The organism is Bradyrhizobium lablabi, assembly GCF_001440475.1.
Lineage (GTDB): Bacteria > Pseudomonadota > Alphaproteobacteria > Rhizobiales > Xanthobacteraceae > Bradyrhizobium > Bradyrhizobium lablabi.
This window is the reverse complement of the sequence record NZ_LLYB01000065.1, coordinates 110,432-127,368: the sequence shown is the minus strand read 5'-3', so window position 1 is coordinate 127,368 and position 16,937 is coordinate 110,432. Positions and strand designations below refer to the sequence as shown.

19 protein-coding genes and 1 riboswitch are annotated in these 16,937 nt (G+C 63.2%); of the genes, 10 read left to right on the top strand and 9 right to left on the bottom strand.

Annotation, left to right across the window (positions count from 1 at the left end):
* Window positions 1-231: hypothetical protein (locus CQ14_RS45285; RefSeq protein WP_210183161.1), on the bottom strand; the 231-nt coding region annotated here is incomplete at its 3' end.
* A 1,035-nt stretch (window positions 232-1,266) separates the two neighbouring features.
* Window positions 1,267-2,130, bottom strand: a complete 864-nt coding sequence (locus CQ14_RS15555) for a TIGR02594 family protein (protein ID WP_057858735.1) — start codon at window positions 2,128-2,130, stop codon at window positions 1,267-1,269.
* A 259-nt stretch (window positions 2,131-2,389) separates the two neighbouring features.
* Here CQ14_RS15555 and CQ14_RS15550 point away from each other — a divergent pair, with 259 nt between their 5' ends.
* Window positions 2,390-3,262: an alpha/beta fold hydrolase gene (locus CQ14_RS15550; RefSeq protein WP_057858807.1), complete on the top strand. Its 873-nt coding sequence runs from the start codon at window positions 2,390-2,392 to the stop codon at window positions 3,260-3,262.
* A 96-nt stretch (window positions 3,263-3,358) separates the two neighbouring features.
* On the opposite strand, the gene metW is transcribed toward CQ14_RS15550, so the two are convergent.
* Both metW and metX read right to left on the bottom strand, forming a co-directional pair.
* On the bottom strand, window positions 3,359-4,027 hold the full coding sequence (gene metW, locus CQ14_RS15545; protein WP_057858734.1) for a methionine biosynthesis protein MetW: 669 nt from the start codon (window positions 4,025-4,027) through the stop codon (window positions 3,359-3,361).
* A gap of 8 nt (window positions 4,028-4,035) precedes the next feature.
* A complete protein-coding gene (gene metX / locus CQ14_RS15540) occupies window positions 4,036-5,289 on the bottom strand; it encodes a homoserine O-acetyltransferase MetX (protein ID WP_057858733.1) in 1,254 nt (417 codons plus the stop codon).
* 81 nt (window positions 5,290-5,370) lie between these two features.
* Window positions 5,371-5,450: riboswitch (SAM riboswitch) on the bottom strand.
* A gap of 163 nt (window positions 5,451-5,613) precedes the next feature.
* On the opposite strand from metX, the gene CQ14_RS15535 reads away from it, so the two are divergent.
* From CQ14_RS15535 to CQ14_RS15520, 4 genes are all read left to right on the top strand, one after another.
* A complete protein-coding gene (locus CQ14_RS15535) occupies window positions 5,614-6,462 on the top strand; it encodes a chorismate mutase (protein ID WP_057858732.1) in 849 nt (282 codons plus the stop codon).
* Between the two features lie 27 nt (window positions 6,463-6,489).
* Window positions 6,490-7,587 (top strand): histidinol-phosphate transaminase, encoded by a 1,098-nt coding sequence (gene hisC, locus CQ14_RS15530; protein ID WP_057858731.1) that lies wholly within the window; start codon window positions 6,490-6,492, stop codon window positions 7,585-7,587.
* Window positions 7,584-8,522 carry a prephenate/arogenate dehydrogenase family protein gene (locus CQ14_RS15525; protein WP_057858730.1) on the top strand — a complete coding sequence of 313 codons (939 nt, stop codon included), beginning with the start codon at window positions 7,584-7,586 and terminating at the stop codon, window positions 8,520-8,522. The genes hisC and CQ14_RS15525 overlap by 4 nt, the downstream gene beginning before the upstream one ends.
* A 99-nt stretch (window positions 8,523-8,621) precedes the next feature.
* On the top strand, window positions 8,622-9,035 hold the full coding sequence (locus CQ14_RS15520) for a hypothetical protein (protein WP_057858729.1): 414 nt from the start codon (window positions 8,622-8,624) through the stop codon (window positions 9,033-9,035).
* 215 nt (window positions 9,036-9,250) lie between these two features.
* On the opposite strand, the gene CQ14_RS43595 is transcribed toward CQ14_RS15520, so the two are convergent.
* A complete protein-coding gene (locus CQ14_RS43595) occupies window positions 9,251-9,475 on the bottom strand; it encodes a hypothetical protein (protein WP_156435014.1) in 225 nt (74 codons plus the stop codon).
* Window positions 9,476-9,799: 324 nt separating this feature from the next.
* On the opposite strand from CQ14_RS43595, the gene CQ14_RS15515 reads away from it, so the two are divergent.
* Window positions 9,800-10,381 carry a hypothetical protein gene (locus CQ14_RS15515; RefSeq protein ID WP_057858728.1) on the top strand — a complete coding sequence of 194 codons (582 nt, stop codon included), beginning with the start codon at window positions 9,800-9,802 and terminating at the stop codon, window positions 10,379-10,381.
* Window positions 10,382-10,390: 9 nt separating this feature from the next.
* Window positions 10,391-10,948 (top strand): hypothetical protein, encoded by a 558-nt coding sequence (locus CQ14_RS15510; RefSeq protein WP_057858727.1) that lies wholly within the window; start codon window positions 10,391-10,393, stop codon window positions 10,946-10,948.
* Between the two features lie 70 nt (window positions 10,949-11,018).
* Here CQ14_RS15510 and CQ14_RS15505 read toward each other — a convergent pair whose 3' ends face one another.
* Entirely contained in the window at window positions 11,019-12,206 is a 1,188-nt protein-coding gene (locus CQ14_RS15505; RefSeq protein ID WP_057858726.1) for a DUF2125 domain-containing protein, read from the bottom strand.
* 110 nt (window positions 12,207-12,316) lie between these two features.
* Here CQ14_RS15505 and CQ14_RS15500 point away from each other — a divergent pair, with 110 nt between their 5' ends.
* Window positions 12,317-12,916: a gamma-glutamylcyclotransferase gene (locus CQ14_RS15500; RefSeq protein ID WP_057858725.1), complete on the top strand. Its 600-nt coding sequence runs from the start codon at window positions 12,317-12,319 to the stop codon at window positions 12,914-12,916.
* A gap of 1 nt (window position 12,917) precedes the next feature.
* Here CQ14_RS15500 and CQ14_RS15495 read toward each other — a convergent pair whose 3' ends face one another.
* From CQ14_RS15495 to ftsE, 3 genes are all read right to left on the bottom strand, one after another.
* Window positions 12,918-13,631 (bottom strand): YdcF family protein, encoded by a 714-nt coding sequence (locus tag CQ14_RS15495; protein ID WP_057858724.1) that lies wholly within the window; start codon window positions 13,629-13,631, stop codon window positions 12,918-12,920.
* An 88-nt stretch (window positions 13,632-13,719) separates the two neighbouring features.
* A complete protein-coding gene (locus tag CQ14_RS15490) occupies window positions 13,720-14,691 on the bottom strand; it encodes a cell division protein FtsX (protein ID WP_057858723.1) in 972 nt (323 codons plus the stop codon).
* Window positions 14,684-15,343, bottom strand: coding sequence for a cell division ATP-binding protein FtsE (gene ftsE / locus CQ14_RS15485; RefSeq protein ID WP_057858722.1), 660 nt, complete (start codon window positions 15,341-15,343; stop codon window positions 14,684-14,686). The genes CQ14_RS15490 and ftsE overlap by 8 nt, the downstream gene beginning before the upstream one ends.
* A 198-nt stretch (window positions 15,344-15,541) precedes the next feature.
* On the opposite strand from ftsE, the gene CQ14_RS15480 reads away from it, so the two are divergent.
* On the top strand, window positions 15,542-16,438 hold the full coding sequence (locus tag CQ14_RS15480; RefSeq protein WP_057858806.1) for an MJ0042-type zinc finger domain-containing protein: 897 nt from the start codon (window positions 15,542-15,544) through the stop codon (window positions 16,436-16,438).
* 41 nt (window positions 16,439-16,479) lie between these two features.
* A complete protein-coding gene (locus CQ14_RS15475; protein WP_057858721.1) occupies window positions 16,480-16,857 on the top strand; it encodes a response regulator in 378 nt (125 codons plus the stop codon).
* Window positions 16,858-16,937: the final 80 nt, after the last annotated feature.

Below are 16,937 nucleotides of genomic sequence, written 5' to 3'. Positions count from 1 at the left end.
TACGCCCCTCTTGCCGGGACGAGACGCGCGGAAATTGCCGCTGATTTGGGTCGGATGAAAAGCGGAATATTTTCGCGCGGATAACTGGACGACCCAAATCAGTTTGAATCTGCTCAGAAAATTAGATTTTGCGCGCAGCGGGTTTTTGGTCCGTAAGCGATCCGAAACAGTTCCGTCGCAGCAGATCATGTTGCGGGCAGCAACGCGCGTGCAGCAATCAATCGATGGCATCTTCACGCCAGGCACGGCGCAAGGCCGGACATTTCATCGCAGGCTCAGCTTGCAAGCGCCACGAGGCCCGTACAAACCACAATCAAACTCACGATGATAACGGCAAGGAAACTGGACGAAGCAAAATCTTCGCGCATGACGGCACCTATGCCTCAATCAAAAATCTCTGGCAGGCCAGAACCTCGACACCCAAAGTTTCAACTACATAGCGCTCGCTCCACGGCCCATAAACCAGGCTGATATCTCAACTAGCCACCCACGGTTTTGGGCTGAACGCTATTAAACCATCGGTTCGTTTCAGCATGTCTTCGTCGACTTGCGAAAACGACTTCATCGACGCGGTTCCATCGTTACATGCCGCGTTGTGCATGAAGCATCCTCACGAAACCGAGAGGCCGGGCGCGCAAGGACCCGCCTCGACCACCCTCGCTCGAATGAGACAAAGCTTCAGTGATGTGGCGCACTTCACATACGGCGGCCACGCCCTGGCGCCCGATGACAGGCTCCGCGAGATGCGGGGGCCCTCTCGACATGGCCCCCTACGCTTGCTGCCTCGTGTCGCATTTGCGCGAAAGCTGCCGTTTCGGAATTCTTGGAGTAAGGTCCGCTTTTTCGGCCCTCAGACGCGCGGGATTTCTGTTCGGAGGATTGAGCTCATGCGCAAAACACCTGGATCGTTACTCCTGGCTATCGCTGCTGTCCTTTTCAGCCCGCAGGTGCGGGCGCAACAGGTTGCGGGCGAAACGCCGCAGTCAATGCTGTCGGCTCAGATTCGTACGCAGGGGTTCACCTGCGATAAAGCGCTCGGCGCCACGAGGGACAGAAAGCGCTCACGGCCGGACCGTGCCGTCTGGGTCCTCAAATGCAGCAACGCGACATACCGCGTTACACGCGCCCCGGATATGGCGGCGAAGGTCGAACCGCTCCCATGAGCGAATGACCTTCGCTTGGATCTGGCACCGTCGGATATCCTTTGACCGCGGCTGCCTCTCCCCGTCAGGAACGGAGAGAGGACGTATCTGTCCGCAATCCGCCTCAGCTCGTCGGCATGACGTAGGCGTAGATCCGGCCGCGCGAGACCGGGGCTTCGCGGACGCGGTTGCCATTGTTGCCGGAGATCATGATCGGATTACCCTTGGCGTCGACGCCGGTGATGATGCCGACATGGCCGCCGCGGCGGCCGCGCGTCATCACCGCGATGGCGCCGACCTGCGGGCCAGAAACGCGCTGGCCGTATTTGGCGAACGAGCTCGCCATGTCGGAGCCGGTGCCGCGATAGCCGGAATGCTGCAGGACCATGTTCATGAAGCGCGCGCACCACAGGCTGCCGCGCCCGGTCGGATTGCCGCCGAGATATTTGCGCGCTTCGGCGACGACGTTCGACGAGGTGTAGCCAGAGGCCATCGCGCCGCCGGTCGGCGTCACCGTTGCATTCGAAGCAACGCCTGCATCGGGCGCAACGCTCGCGTTGGCGTCGGCAAGACCGCGCGCATTCATGTGCGCGACGGCGCGATCCCAGCGCGATGTGCGCTCGGCATGCCGGAGCCGGGCCCCACGGCGGCTGGTGCGGAGGTTGCGCGCTTCGGCATCAGCGTTGGCATAGCCGAAGCCGCCGGGCGCGGCCATCTGAGGGGCGCCTGCCGTGTAGCTCGGGTTGAAATCCGAAAAGCCGCCGGTCTGCGTCTGTGCGACCTGGCGCTCCCAGCGCGACATCCGCGCTGCGTGGCGATAGGTATGGTGATGCTTGGCATGATGGCCGGCGTGATAGGCCCGGGCGTGCCGCCCTGCGCCATGGTGAGGTCTTGCCGAAGCCGGAGTGACAAATACGACGATAGAAGCCGAACACAATGCCAGCGCGATGAAACGGAGCGACCGGCGAAACGCAAACAACTGACGCATACTTAGTCCTCTGTAGAACCCCCACTTCCCCTTTGCGTTCGTCTACGAACGAACGCGGGCGGCGTTTTGCGTTGCGGGATGTGGCGAGAGGAAGATTTCATGTGACCGTGGGATAACGATTCCGGGGTAATTCCACGCCGATTCGATGGCGAAAATGGAACGATTCCGCCGCATTGCAGCCCCGAAAATTAATTGCAATTTTGTCCGCGCATCGCGCAAGGAAGTTACGCAAAAGCAAGAAAATCGAGAGGAATCCGAAATGCCCTATGCCGTCACCAAGGACAGCGTTCGTCTGCACTATGAAGAGGCGGGAAGCGGGACGCCCATCATCTTCCTGCACGAGTTCGCGGCCGACCACACCAACTGGGAGCCGCAGATGCGTTACTTCTCGCGCGGCCACCGCTGCATCGCCTATTCGGCGCGCGGCTATACGCCTTCCGACGTGCCGCCATCGGCCGATGTCTACACCTACGAATATTTCTACACCGACGCCCTCGCGGTGCTGGATCACCTCGGCATCGCAAGAGCGCATTTTGTCGGCCTGTCGATGGGCTCCTATTCCTCGCTGCAGGTCGGCCTCAACGTCCCGGATCGGGCGCTGTCGATGACACTCGCCGCCGTCGGCTCCGGCTCGGGATTGGAAAACCTCGACGCCTTCCGCGCCCAATGCGTCGCCAATGCCGAGCAGTATGAGGCGATCGGATCGGTCGAGGTCGCCAAGGTGACGCGGGAGGCGCCGAGCCGGATTCCGTTTCTGCTGAAGGACCCGCGCGGCCACGCCGATTTCTACGCCGCGCTGGCGCGGCACGACGCCAAAGGCTCGGCCAACACCATGCGCAGCTTTCAGGGCAAGCGGCCGTCGATCTACACCATGACGGAGGCGATCCGGCGCGTGCCGACGCCGGCGCTGATCCTGTGCGGCGACGAAGACGACAATTGCATCGGGCCGAGCCTGTTTTTGAAACAGCATCTGCCGGCGGCGGGGCTTTCGTTCTTTCCGAAGTCGGGCCACGTGCTCAATCTCGAGGAGCCGGCGCTGTTCAACGAGATGGTGGAGCGGTTCATCGCGCTGGTGGAGGCCGGCCGATGGCCGGTGCGGGATGCGAGGTCGCTGGTGAAGGCGGTGGTGTAACGCCGTCATTGCGAGCGAAGCGAAGCAATCCATGCCTCAACGCGGCGATAGATGGATTGCTTCGTCGCTTCGCTCCTCGCAATGACGCCTGTGGCCTCACTTCCCCGCCCCACCCCTGCTCAGCAGAAACACGCCCTGCTCGCCGAACATGTTCCAGACCCACCAGGGCAAGTTCAGCGGCACCGGGCGGCCATAGAGATCGAGGGCGACGGCGCGCTCCATCTTGACGTTGATCTCGTCGCAGAGCTCGACGAAATCCTTGATGGTGCAGAAATGGATGTTCGGCGTGTCGTACCAGGTGGCGGGCAGATGTTCAGTGCGCGGCATGTGGCCGCCGACGAGCAGTTGCAGCCGCATCTTCCAGAACCCGAAGTTCGGGAACGATACGATCGCGCGCCGGCCGATGCGCAACAGGTTCTCCAGCACGGTCTTCGGCTGCCGCGTCGCCTGCAGCGTCTGCGACAGAATCACGTAGTCGAAAGCGTCGTCCGGATAGTTGACGAGGTCGGTGTCGGCGTCGCCCTGCACCACGGCGAGCCCCTTCGCGACGCAGCGGTTGACGCCCTCGCGCGACAGTTCGATCCCGCGCCCATCGATGCCGCGGCTTTCGAGAAGCTGCAGCAATTCGCCGTCGCCGCAGCCCACGTCGAGCACTTTTGAGCCGGCCGCAATCATTTCGGCGACGAGAAGGTGATCGGTGCGATATTTGCCGGTGCGATCGGGCGTTACACCGCCGAGCGGAAGACTCTGTTCCTGCAACGCCATTTCAGCCTCTATGTCTTTTTTGACGCGTCTTCTTCACGCGAACCGGCATCCACTTCGCTCGAAAACGCTTTGCTATCAAGGCCGCGCGCCTTGCCTGCGGATTCCAGGAAGGCGCGGGAGATGTCGAAGAACTCGGGCACGTCGAGCAGGAAGGCGTCGTGGCCGCGATCGGTCTCGATCTCGGCAAACGACACCCGCGCGCTCGATGCATTCAGCGCATGCACCAACGCCCGCGATTCCGACGTCGGGAACAGCCAGTCTGACGTGAACGACACCACGCAGAAGCGGGTCTTGATGCCGCGAAACGCCTGCGCCAGCACGCCGTTGTGGTCGGCGGCGATATCGAAATAGTCCATCGCCCGCGTCAGGTAGAGGTAGCTGTTGGCATCGAAGCGCTCGACGAAGGACGAGCCCTGATAACGCAGATAGCTCTCGACCTGGAAATCCGCGTCGAACGAGAAGGTCGGCAGCTCGCGATCCTGCATCCGCCGTCCGAACTTGCGATGCAGCGCGGCGTCGGAAAGATAGGTGATGTGCCCTGCCATCCGCGCCACCGCGAGCCCGCGATGCGGATGGGTGTTGCGCTCGAAATAGCGCCCGTGATGCCAGTCCGGATCGGCCATCACGGCCTGCCGGCCGAGTTCGTGAAACGCGATGTTCTGCGCCGAATGGCGCGTCGAGCACGCCACCGGCAGCGCCGAAAACACCCGCTCCGGATACGCGGCGGTCCATTGCAGCACCTGCATGCCGCCCATGGAGCCGCCGATCACGCAGAGCAGCGTTTCGATGCCCAGCCGATCCAGCAGCATCGCCTGCGCGCGGACCATGTCGGGGATGGTGATGAGCGGGAAATCCAGTCCCCATGCCTTGCCGGTCGCCGGATTGGTCGAGGCCGGACCGGTCGATCCCATGCAGCCGCCGATCACGTTCGAGCAGATGATGAAGTATTTGTCGGTATCGAGCGGACGGCCGGGGCCAACCATGATTTCCCACCAGCCAGCCTTGCCGGTCAGCGGATGCACATTGGCGACATGCTGATCGAGCGTCAGCGCGTGGCAGATCAGGATCGCATTGGAGCGATCGGCGTTCAGCTCGCCATAGGTCTGATAGGCGATCTGGATCGGCGCGAGATCAATGCCGCAATCGAGCTTCAAGGGCTGCTCAACGCCGAACTTCGCTACCGTCGAGGTCGGATGATCGGCCTCGTGGGCGCGATCCTCGCTGTGAATCGACGGACTGGATACCGACTGCAAATTTGTCATCGACGACCACCCCCCTTGCGGAGGCTCCAGACAGAAGTCAGGCCATAAAAAACCCGGCCTGAACGAAAGGTTCGGCCGGGATCACTTCTGTCCCCGGCCTGTTTAGCGAGTTGTTTAACGTGGCTGCAAGCCGGCCGGCTCAAATGACCACGGAATGGCGAAAAACTAGTCCGAAGCGGGCTTTCCGTCAAGGCAGGGCCATGGTTAACCGGGTAGCTGCCATGCCGTTACAGACGTTTCTCTTTGCTTTCAGCGGCCGTCTTTTCTAATCAATGACCATGATTGCCGGTGATTTCGGATCGATCCGGCGCTGAAGGTTGTGACATGTCCAAAGCTCCCCCGGCTCCCCCCTCGCTGCAGGAACTGCGCAAGGAGATCGACGCGATCGACGAGCAGATCCATCGCCTCTTGATGGCGCGCGGCGACATCATCGACCGGCTGATCCAGGTGAAGCAGAGCCAGGAGGTCGGCTCGGCATTCCGGCCCGCGCGCGAGGCCAGCATGATGCGCGAGCTCGTCCGGCGCCATCGCGGCATCCTGCCGCTCGACACCATCGAGAGTATCTGGCGCGTCATCATCTCGACCTTCACCTACGTGCAGGCGCCGTTCTCGGTGCATGCGGACGTCTCGGTCGGCGAACCTGCGATGCGGGATTCGGCGCGGTTTCATTTCGGCTTTGTCGTGCCCTATGTCGGCCATTTCAGTGCGCAGGCGGCGGTCGAAGCGGTGGCGAAATCGAAGGGCGATCTGGCGCTGGTCTCGGCGACCTCGAGCCGCACGCCTTGGTGGATCGCGCTGGAAGCCAGCGGTGCACCCAAGATCAATGCTCGCCTCCCGTTCCTCGAACGCGCCGATCATCCGGCCGCCCTGCCCGTCTTCGTGATCTCGCGGGTGGCCGACGACGCCATGGTGACGGAAGTGCAGGTGTGGAGCGTCCGCGTCTCGGGGTGGAGCGCCGATATCGCCCGCGCGGTGGCGCCGCTCGCCGAAATCGTCGCGGTGCCCGATACCGCCTTCGACGGCGCAGCGCTCTTGGTATCGGATGCCGGCACCGGCTTCGAAAAGATCAAGGCCGCCCTGATCCATGCCGGCGCCTCCGTGCGCTCCTCGGCCCTCGTCGGCAGCCACGCAACGCGCTATACGGTGCCCCCGAACGGGTCGGCGAAGCCTTGAACGCTGCCTGAAATTCCGGAGTTGAAGATGAACCGCCCCGTGCCGAATCCCGGCATTCTCGATATTGCGCCCTACACGCCCGGCAAGACGCCGGTGCCGGAGCCGGGCCGCAAGGTATTCAAGCTGTCCGCCAACGAGACCCCGTTCGGGCCGTCGCCGAAGGCGATGGACGTCTACAAGGACGCCGTCGGACATCTGGAAGATTATCCGGAAGGAACTTCAAAGGTGCTGCGCGAAGCGATCGGCCGCGCCTATGGCCTCGATCCCAACCGCATCATCTGCGGCGCCGGCTCGGACGAAATCCTCAATCTGCTCGCGCACACCTATCTCAGCCAAGGCGACGAGGCGATCTCCACCGCCCACGGTTTTCTGGTGTACCCGATCGCCACGATGGCGAACGGCGCGAAAAACGTCGTCGCGCCCGAGACCAACTTTACCGCCGACGTCGACGCGATTCTCGCGCGCGTGACGCCGAAGACCAAACTGGTGTGGCTCGCCAACCCGAACAACCCGACCGGCACCTATCTGCCGTTTGACGAGGTCAAGCGGCTGCGCGCCGGCCTGCCCCCGCATGTGCTGCTGGTGCTGGATGCTGCGTACGCCGACTACGTGTCGCGCAACGACTACGAGCTCGGCCTGGAGCTGGTGGCGACCACCGAAAACACCGTGATGACGCACACCTTCTCCAAGATTCACGGGCTGGCGGCGTTGCGTATCGGCTGGATGTTCGGCCCGGCCAACATCGTCGACGCCGTCAACCGGATCCGCGGGCCCTTCAACGTCTCGACGCCGGCGATGCTGGCGGCGGTGGCCGCGATCGAGGACACCGCACATGTCCAGATGTCGAAGGCATTCACCGAGCAATGGCGCAACTGGCTGACGGAAGAGATCGGCAAGCTCGGCTTGAAGGTGACGCCGAGCGTCGCGAACTTCGTGTTGATCCACTTCCCGACCGAGAAGGGCAAGACCTCGGTCGACGCTGACGTGTTCCTGACCAAACGTGGCCTGGTGCTGCGGGCGCTGAACAATTACGGCCTGCCGCATTCCCTACGCATGACCATCGGCACCGAGGAGGCCAACCGCCTCGTCGTCGAGGCCTTGCGCGACTTCATGGCGGCGAAATGAACGCGGCACCGATCTTCCGACGCGTCGCGCTGATCGGCTTCGGCCTGATCGGCGGTTCGATCGCGCGCGCCGTGCGGGCCCAGGGGCTCGCCAGTGAAATCGTCACCACCGCGCGCTCGGAAAAAACCCGCGCGCGGGTCAGCGAACTCGGCATCGTCGATCGCGTGCTGGAGACCAACGCGGAGGCCGTCAGGGACGCCGACCTCGTGATCCTCTGCATTCCCGTCGGCGCCTGCGGCCCGGTCGCGCAGGAGATCGCGCCGCACCTGAAAGCGGGCGCGATCGTTTCCGACGTCGGTTCGGTCAAGGGCGCCATCGTCCGCGAAATGGCGCCGCATTTGCCGGGCAACGTGCATTTCGTGCCGGCGCATCCGGTCGCCGGCACCGAACATTCGGGGCCTGACTCCGGCTTCGCCGAACTCTTCATCAACCGCTGGTGCATTCTGACCCCGCCCGACGGCGCCGATCCGATGGCGGTCGAAACGCTGCGCGCGTTCTGGGCCGGCATGGGCGCCAGGGTCGAGATCATGACGCCGGATCATCACGACCTGGTGCTGGCGATCACCAGCCATCTGCCGCATCTGATCGCCTACACCATCGTCGGCACCGCCGACGAACTGGCGCAGGTGACGTCGTCGGAAGTGATCAAGTTTTCCGCCGGCGGTTTTCGCGACTTCACCCGCATCGCGGCCTCGGACCCGACGATGTGGCGCGACGTGTTCCTCAACAACAAGGAAGCCGTGCTGGAAATGCTCGGCACCTTCAACGAGGACCTGTCAAAGCTCACCCGCGCCATCCGACGCAATGACGGCGAAGCGCTGTTCGAGCACTTCACCCGCACCCGCGCCATCCGCCGCGGCATTGTCGAGATCGGACAGGACTCGGCCGCCGCCGATTTCGGCCGGCCGCATCCGCCGCTGGAGAAGAAGGAGTGAGCCCGCGCGCTCGCAGCAGTCATTGCGAGCGCAGCGAAGCAATCCACGCCTGAGCACGGGCAAACTAGCGAAATCTGGCGTGCACGGTGAGATCACACGATGGCGTCTGGTTCAAAGCAACTTTCGATCGTGTGTCTTCCGAAACAGCGGCAGGCATATCTTCTTGATGCCGTAACCATTGAGGGGGCTTCGGTTGGAATAGCCGGGACAACATTTCGAGACAGCGGCACCGGAGACTGGCTCGGATTCTATGATTGGCTACGCGCATCAGACGATGCCGTTATCGGCGTACGTCAGTACGTCGATCCGGGCCCGATGGTCGATCGAATTCTGCTAGAACTTTCAAGAGATGACGTCATCGTCGACAAGAAGGCGCGCTCGGTAGAGATATTTTTCTCAAGTGGCCGGGACTATGATGTGTTGAGGTCTTCCGATCAGGACTTCGGCGATAATCGTTTGTTCGTTGGCGACGATGGATCCGTTTTATTAACATTCCTTCCGCGTGCTTCGTAGCCTTCGCCGACGCGCACACGTTGTTGGGGGATTCCAGTGCGCAGCCCGGATGAGCGTAGTGCCCCCCATTTCGTCATTGCGGGCGAAGCGAAGCAATCCATAGCGCGGCATAACGGATAGATGGATTGCTTCGTCGCCACTCTCCTCGCATGACGGGGAGAGATTTTACGGACGATGTCAGCTTGACGACCGCATCGCCGGCGCCGCAGGGAAACCTATTTCAGCGGCTTCGCGCGTCTCGCGATCATCGGGTGTCGCATGATAAGTCGTGGCGCCATGGCTTGAGCGTCGAGCGGCCGTGTTGATCCGATGCCGAGATCGCCATTGGGATGATAGAACGCATACATCCCTGGCTCATCTATCATGTGCTGCGCCGATGCTGGAGCAGCGACCAGCGCAGACAAAGCGCTAATCGCGCCGAGCAATTTGATTTTTGTCATTTGTCTTCTCCTCGTGATCGATCCACGGACATCAATGGATCTTCAGAGAGCAAGACTGTCTTTCATGGAGCGGCATTCCCGGATGCCGATCACGCTTCGGCGACCGTGATTTTACCGGCGCGCGCATCCGAAGCCATGTAGCCCGGATGAGCGCAGCGATATCCGGGGCGGTGTTGGAGCGGTCCCGGATATCGCTGCGCTCATCCGGGCTACGAAGCTTATCAATTCGGAAACTACACGTAAGGCATCCCGCGTGATGTTTGACACCGGATATTAATCGTCCACACGGTAGAACGATGAATAAATTCTACCGGAGATTTTGTCATGATTGGCTACCGACTTGTCGCCATCACGATTGTAGTCGCTTTCATTTCGTGTGCAGCCGTACTGGAGTTGTTTCGTGTGCGGCAGGTGATGCCTAACCCGAACCTGCCGACGTTTCACCGTGTCGGCACCAGTGACGACCCGCGTGACAACAAGGCGGATGCCTACGAAAGTGACCACGACGTGGTTCGCGACCGCTTGCGACAGGGGGTGCAAAGTACGGCCAACAATCTCCTCGCAAGTCCATGCAACGCCTATTTGAGGGATCAATATATCACCGCGGCAACCAACTACGCGCGCGCATGGCTGAGTATTGCTCCATGTCTGCAGAAGTGCGGCTCGAAGGAAAGAGCTCAGATGGAGCTTGCAATCAAGGCATTCAACACCCCCTTCGACAAAACGGTGCGCGACCTCATGCGCCAGGTGCACAATACCGATACGATACGCGAGGGCGATTTCGGTCAGGACGTCGTCGTCAAGGTCGCTGGAATGGCTAGCGATTGGGCCCTCGATCCAACAGCAGATCCGGCTGCACGCAAGACCATGAAAGAGAACCGCCGGCAACTGAGCTGCCGCCCCTAAGAAAAACGGATGGGCACGCTTCGTACCTTGCTGGCGCTGGCCACGGTTTCGGCGGTATTGTTCTTCTCGGGTGAGCACAACCAACTCTTGGGCCCCCGCGATCCGATTGCGGCAGACGGGTCGCTTCGGGCCGGGCGCGCGCTGACGATTTCCGACTTAAAGCCGGTAGCCGAACGGCCGATGTCGGATCTGGACGATCCCAGCAAGTTCGAGGAACGTTTTTCCAAAAGTCCGGTTGAGCGAGTTCGAGACGCGGTCCTCGAATTTGAACCGCCGGGTCCAGCTATCTGCGAACCTGCCCGACGCGCGCAAATCATTGCGGCGATCCAAAACTATTACAGCACCAAGAAATACCTGAACACCGAATTTCACTTTCGCGGCCCGCGCGCGAGCAAATTCATCGATGAAGCATGGACCACTCCAAAAGACCGGCAAATAGAGGCGTTCGTGCGACAGTTGCTGGAACAAGGATATCTGCGGGCACGCGAGATTTCGCCGCGAGATCATTCGTTCTTGCTCGATGTTTTTACCCAGGAATTCGGTACGAACGCTTGCTCCCGGTCGTGAGTGTTCAACGCAGAGATGGATGGACGGGTGGAGAGAAAGCGAAACCCACCCTACGATTTACAGTCACAACTCAAAACAGCGGCGGCACCTGGCCGACCTTGAGCGGGCCGAAAAACACCGTGCCGTCGACGAAGCGCAGCGGGAAGGCGCGCGCTTTCTTCCCTTCCAGCTCCGCCGCTTTGCCGAGCGCGTTGATGCCGGCCGTGACGCCGGCATTGGCGTTCTGCTTGACGACCTTGCCGAGCCCCGGGACGGCCCTGTCGAGCGCGCCGAACAGATTGTTGAGGTCCTGGCTCTTCACGCCCGGCGCGACGCGGTCGAGGGTGGCCTGCGGCACGCCCTCCTCCAGTATCTTTTCGATGCCGAGCAGCGGGATCACCTTCTCGATTCCCGCCACCGTCATCTGCAATTCGCCGTCGATCCGCCCCTGCGCATTGAGGCTGAGCGTGCCGGCGGCGACCGAGATCAGATCGCCCTGCTGAATGCGCGAGCGCACGATCTCGACATGGCCGCCCGCTGCCTGCAATTCCCTGAACCGCTCGGGCCACGGTTTCGGCGCCAAATCCTTCAGTCCGGTGAGCCTCGTCTGGATGTCGGCGTCGAACGGCTGTGCGAGCACGGGATGCACCTCCTGAATATTGCCGCCGGATATCTGCAGCACGGCTTCGATCACCGGATGATCCTTCGCCGAGCCCTCGGCGAGGCGGCCGTGCAGCTCGACATGACTCGCCCGCGCGAGCGGCGTCTCGACCGGGCCGTTGATGCGGTCGATCGAGGGATTGTCGAACACGATGGAAGCGCGCTGCAGATCATTCGGCAGTCCGATGACGCTGCTGCGGCCCAACGTCCAGTTCACCTTCATCGACGGCGGCTGGCCGCGATCGGCGAGCGTGGCCGGCGCCTTGAATTCGGCGATCAGGAGTTTCGGCTGGTAGATCTGCGCGATCACCATGATCTCGCCGAGCCGCGCGGTGAACGGGGCCTGTGCGCCGGCGGTCTGCGAGATCAGCGACACGCGGGCATCGTCGCAGCGGACCTCGAGGCGGAACGGATAGCCGGCCACCGAGCGCTTGCCGCATTCATAGACGCGCCCCGACTTCGCCTCCCGCGCGGCCCACGCATCGGCGCGCACGCCGACCTCGGAGGCGGCGTAGAACCAGAACGCGCTCCATGCCGCCGCGGCGACAAGCAGAAGTGCGGGCATGATGAACAGGCGCCACAGCGGGCGCCGGCGCGGCGCGGGGGTCATGTCAGGCATGCGGCGTCCTTTGGCTAGCGATTGGGGCGAATGTAAGCATCCGCTTCCCACAACAAAAGGTATTGAAATCACTTCGCTTTGCCGGTCCGTTCTGGTAGCGGTGCGGGAGCATGTCCGCGATTACACTCAACGATACCGAATTCTCGACAGGCGACCTCTGGGTGTTCGGTTACGGCTCCCTGATGTGGCGCCCGGGCTTCGACTTCATCGAACGGGTGCCGGCGCGGCTGATCGGGGAACACCGTGCGCTCTGCGTCTATTCCTTCGTCCATCGCGGCACGCCGGAGAAGCCGGGCCTCGTGCTCGGGCTCGACCGCGGCGGCGCCTGCCGGGGCATCGCGTTCCGCGTTGCGGAAAAGCACAGCGCCGCGACCATCGCCTATTTGCGCGAGCGCGAGCAGGTCACTTCGGTGTATCGCGAGGTGAAACGATCGGTCTGGCTGGAGAACGAGGCGCGCGAACGCGTCAGCGCGCTGGTCTACGTAGTCGACCGCGGCCACACGCAATATGCCGGGCGGCTGTCGCTCGCCGAGCAGTTGCGCCACGTGCTGCAGGGGCACGGCCAGTCCGGCGTCAACCGCGACTATGTTCTGGCCACCGTGAAGGCGATCGAGGCGGAAGGTTTCCGCGATTCCCAACTGCACCAGCTCGCGGCGATGCTGCACAGTCAGCATCCGCTGGCTCTTCCTGCAGAGAACAGCGACCGTTGACCTAGTTGGCTTGCGCCGTCGCCGGCCGGCGCAGCGCCGGCACAGGCTGATCGGAGGGATCGGACATCAGTTCGAGGCCGACATCGGCCAGCAGCACGCGCACCTCGGCGGCGACGTATTTCGCATATTCCGACAGCAACAGACGCAGCGTCGCGCCGCTGGTCCACCACGGCTCGTCGCGCCATCTGTCGCCGATCACCGCGAACGGAATCAGCGTCACATCCGGCATCGCATGCGACAATTCCAGGATGGCCCGCGGCATGTGGTAGTTCGACGTCACCACGATCAGCGACTTGAAGCCGCGCTCGCGAGCCCAGCGCCGCGTCTCTGCGGCATTGCTGCGCGTGTTGACGGCGGAGCGGTCGAGGTCGACGCAACAGCCGAGCAGCGCGTGATTGTCGGGCAGCGAGCGTGAAATGTCGCTGACGGCATTGGTCGGATGCACGCCGGAGATCAACAGCCGCTTGCCGTAGCCCGCGGCCAGCAATTCCATTGCATCCGACACCCGCGACGAGCCGCCGGTGAACACCACGATCCCGTCGGCATTGCGCGCCGGCTTGATCTCGACGCCGCGCAATTGCGAGAGAAAGGCAACAAAACCCACGGCCGCGCCGACGAAGAGGATCGCCATGCCGCCGACGATGACCGCGCGCAGCCACCCGCGCGGCCGTGCGGCCGGCGCCCTCGGCGTGCTGTCGTCGTGCTGCAAACCCATGTGGTCCGGCGATCCCCTTCCTGTTTGTAATTCTAGAACGTTTTCATGCGAAGTGGAGTCCCGGTCCACCCCGGACAGGTGGCCCGGATCAATCGATATCGTCCAGCGTGGCAAACAGCGTTCGCCGCGAGGCCCAAGCGGTGATGGCGGCAATCGCCACGGCCTGCACCGCGAGCGCCAGATAACCCGAGGGCGGCAGCGAAAACGTCCCCAGCAGCGCTGCGAACTGATCGCCTACGGGGGTACCCGAAAACCAGCTCGCGATCGATTCGGAGAAGCCGAAACCCAGCATCGCGGCGCCGCCGCCGATTACCCCGCCCTCCAGCCCGAGCCTGAGAAAATGCCGCAAGAAGTGGTTGGCGATGTAGCGGTCGCCGGCGCCGACGAAATGCAGCACTTCGACGATCGGGCGGTTAGCCGCCATTGCGCCGCGGGTTGCGAACGAAACCGAGATGATCGTCGCCACGATCACCAGCGCAAGAATTCCGATGCCGGCAAACACCGTCGCCCCGGTCATCGAGCGCATGCGCTCGATCCAGGCACGGTGGTCATCGACGCTCGCCGATGGGGCCACCTGCGTCACCGCCTTGCGCAGGCCTGCGAGGTCGAGCGTGGTGCCGGGCTGTACGCGCGCGACGACGACGCGCGGCACCGGCAGTTGCTCGATCGAGAGCCCGCTGCCGAGCCACGGCTCGAGCAATTTCGCCGATTCGTCCTTGCTGAACGACTTGACCTGGACGATGCCGGGCTGCGCTCGCATCGCCTCCGCCGCCGCGGTCACGTCGCGCTCGAGGTCGCGGCCTCCTTGCGGTCGCACCTGAACGGTGATTTCGCTGGCGACTTCCGACTGCCATTCCGCCGCGGATGCGCTGATCAGAAACACCGTGCCGGTGGTGATGGACGCGAGGAACGTCATGATGGCGACGACGGCGACCAGCGCGCGACCCGAGATCGAGGCCCGCGGCACGATCGGCGACATGTTGCGCGCCTGCGCCGGCACCTGCGGGCGCTCGTTGCCGAGGTCCACCAGCGGACCATGCTCGTCGCCAACCCTACTCATAGATGTGCAGCCGTCCCTGATGCAGCACCAGCCGCCGCGCCTCGTACTGATCCATCAGCGTGATGTCGTGGGTCGCGATGATGACCGCGGTGCCCAGCCGGTTCAATTCGATGAACAGCCGCAACAGGCGCCGGCCGAGCGTCGGGTCGACGCTGCCGGTCGGCTCGTCCGCCAGCAGCAATTGCGGCCGCGAGATCACCGCGCGCGCGATCGCGGCGCGCTGCTTCTCACCACCCGACAGGATCGGCGGCAGCGCATCCATGCGCTCGCCGAGGCCGACCCACCGCAACAGGTCGATCACCTCGCGGCGATAGCTGGATTCGTCGCGACCCATCACGCGGAACGGCAGCGCCACATTCTCGTAGGTCGTCATGTGGTCGAGCAGGCGAAAGTCCTGCAGCACGATGCCGATCTTCTGGCGCATGTTCGCAATCTGATCCTTGCCGAGCAGCGAGACGTCTTCGCCGAACAGATTGACGAGGCCGCGCGTCGGCCGCAGCGACAGGAACAACAGCCGCAGCAGCGACGTCTTGCCGGCGCCGGAGGGTCCGGTGAGAAACTGGAAGGAATGCGCCGGAATCATGAAGGAGAGGTCGCGCAAAATCTCCGGGCCGAGCCCGTAGCGCAAACCGACATTTTCGAACCGAACCAAGCTCAGCTCCGCTCGATATGGACCGTGCCCGGAGACCCCGGACTTGAACCTGAACCTGGGCCCGAACCTGAACTTTGGGCTCGTAGCCCGCCGGTTTGGGTACTAACCGGACAAAACGGTTTTGCGACCGTTATGGTTTCCGATTCGTTAACAGTCGCTATGTAGCATCCGGGCAAAGACACTGGTGAGATGGGCTCCATGCATATCGTTTGCCCCCATTGTACAACATCTTACGCGATCAATCCGGCCACCCTGGGGGCCGGTGGACGCACCGTCCGCTGCTCCCGGTGCAAGGAAACCTGGCTGGCGCGGCCCGAGGACGCGATCGAACTGGCGGAAACCGCGCCGGCCGCCGTGCCAAGCCCTCCTCCGGGTCCGGGGCAATCGAGCCGGCCGGCTGCGGACGATGCCGCGGCCGAATGGGAGGCGATGGCGCGCGAGGACGAGGCACAGGACACCCCGGTGGTCGACAGTCCCTCTATTTCGGCCGGCTGGCCGGCCGAGGGCGAAGGCGCGCCGCAGGGCGACGGCAGCGACTGGCCATCGGCCGCCCGGCGGGAGGCGGAGGACCATGAAGAAATTCCGGTCACCACGCACCGCGAGCGGCTGGCCCGGCTGTTCCGGCTCCCCTCCCTGCCCCGCATTCCGTTCCTGCCGGTCGTCGGCCTGCCGACCGCCTGCGCCGCGATGGGCGCGCTGGTCCTGGCGCTGATGATCTGGCGCAGCGATGTCGTGCGGCTGCTGCCGCAGACCGCGACGTTCTACAGGATGGTCGGGCTGGATGTGAACCTGCGCGGGCTGTCGTTCAAGGACATCAAGGTCAGCAACGAGACCGTTGACGGCAAGCCGGTGCTGGTCATCGAGGGCGTGATCGTCGGCGAGACCAAAAAGCCGGTCGAATTGCCGCGGCTGCGCTTCTCCGTCCGCGACGCGCAGGGCACCGAGATCTACGCCTGGAACGCGGTATTGGAGCAGCCGGTGCTCAAGCCCGGCGAGCGCGCCTATTTCAAGTCGCGCCTGGCCTCTCCGCCGCCTGAAGGCCGCAATATTGACGTACGTTTTTTCAACAAGCGGGATCTGGCCGGTCACGCCTGAACGCGGCCGCCTGTTCCGCTGAGGCGAGAGATCAAGGGTTCATGCCGCGCGTCCTGATTGCCGACGACGAAGATTCAATGCGCTCGCTGGTGGCGCGCGCCATCGCCATGGACGGCCACGAGACCGTCACCGCCGAGGACGGCGCCGAAGCGCTCGATATCCTGACCCGCGAACAAGGCATGTTCGACCTGCTCCTGACCGACATCCAGATGCCGGTCATGGACGGCATTGCGCTGGCGCTGACCGCGGCGCGCGATTTTCCCGACCTGAAGATCCTGTTGATGACCGGCTTTGCCGACCAGCGCGAACGCGCCTCCGGCCTCAACGCCATCGTGCACGACGTGGTGACGAAGCCGTTTTCGGTGCACGACATCCGCACGGCGGTGGCGGACGCGCTGGCGGCGAAGAAGAACGGATAGTCGAGGAAGTGGTCAGCGGTTTCGCCATACCCCCGCTCGTCATCCCCGCGAATGCGCGGATCTAGTACGCCGCGGCTTCT

Excerpts from the sequence above, each read along its gene's own strand:
- metX (WP_057858733.1), bottom strand. The coding sequence starts at position 5,289 with ATGACAAATTTGCAGTCGGTATCCAGTCCGTCGATTCACAGCGAGGAT.
- CQ14_RS15475 (WP_057858721.1), top strand. The coding sequence starts at position 16,480 with ATGCCGCGCGTCCTGATTGCCGACGACGAAGATTCAATGCGCTCGCTG.
- metW (WP_057858734.1), bottom strand. The coding sequence starts at position 4,027 with ATGGCGTTGCAGGAACAGAGTCTTCCGCTCGGCGGTGTAACGCCCGAT.
- CQ14_RS15510 (WP_057858727.1), top strand. The coding sequence starts at position 10,391 with ATGGGCACGCTTCGTACCTTGCTGGCGCTGGCCACGGTTTCGGCGGTA.
- CQ14_RS15525 (WP_057858730.1), top strand. The coding sequence starts at position 7,584 with ATGAACGCGGCACCGATCTTCCGACGCGTCGCGCTGATCGGCTTCGGC.
- CQ14_RS43595 (WP_156435014.1), bottom strand. The coding sequence starts at position 9,475 with ATGACAAAAATCAAATTGCTCGGCGCGATTAGCGCTTTGTCTGCGCTG.
- CQ14_RS15505 (WP_057858726.1), bottom strand. The coding sequence starts at position 12,206 with ATGCCTGACATGACCCCCGCGCCGCGCCGGCGCCCGCTGTGGCGCCTG.
- CQ14_RS15520 (WP_057858729.1), top strand. The coding sequence starts at position 8,622 with ATGGCGTCTGGTTCAAAGCAACTTTCGATCGTGTGTCTTCCGAAACAG.
- CQ14_RS15555 (WP_057858735.1), bottom strand. The coding sequence starts at position 2,130 with ATGCGTCAGTTGTTTGCGTTTCGCCGGTCGCTCCGTTTCATCGCGCTG.
- CQ14_RS15495 (WP_057858724.1), bottom strand. The coding sequence starts at position 13,631 with ATGGGTTTGCAGCACGACGACAGCACGCCGAGGGCGCCGGCCGCACGG.
- CQ14_RS15490 (WP_057858723.1), bottom strand. The coding sequence starts at position 14,691 with ATGAGTAGGGTTGGCGACGAGCATGGTCCGCTGGTGGACCTCGGCAAC.
- CQ14_RS15500 (WP_057858725.1), top strand. The coding sequence starts at position 12,317 with ATGTCCGCGATTACACTCAACGATACCGAATTCTCGACAGGCGACCTC.
- CQ14_RS15515 (WP_057858728.1), top strand. The coding sequence starts at position 9,800 with ATGATTGGCTACCGACTTGTCGCCATCACGATTGTAGTCGCTTTCATT.
- CQ14_RS15550 (WP_057858807.1), top strand. The coding sequence starts at position 2,390 with ATGCCCTATGCCGTCACCAAGGACAGCGTTCGTCTGCACTATGAAGAG.
- CQ14_RS15535 (WP_057858732.1), top strand. The coding sequence starts at position 5,614 with ATGTCCAAAGCTCCCCCGGCTCCCCCCTCGCTGCAGGAACTGCGCAAG.
- hisC (WP_057858731.1), top strand. The coding sequence starts at position 6,490 with ATGAACCGCCCCGTGCCGAATCCCGGCATTCTCGATATTGCGCCCTAC.
- CQ14_RS15480 (WP_057858806.1), top strand. The coding sequence starts at position 15,542 with ATGCATATCGTTTGCCCCCATTGTACAACATCTTACGCGATCAATCCG.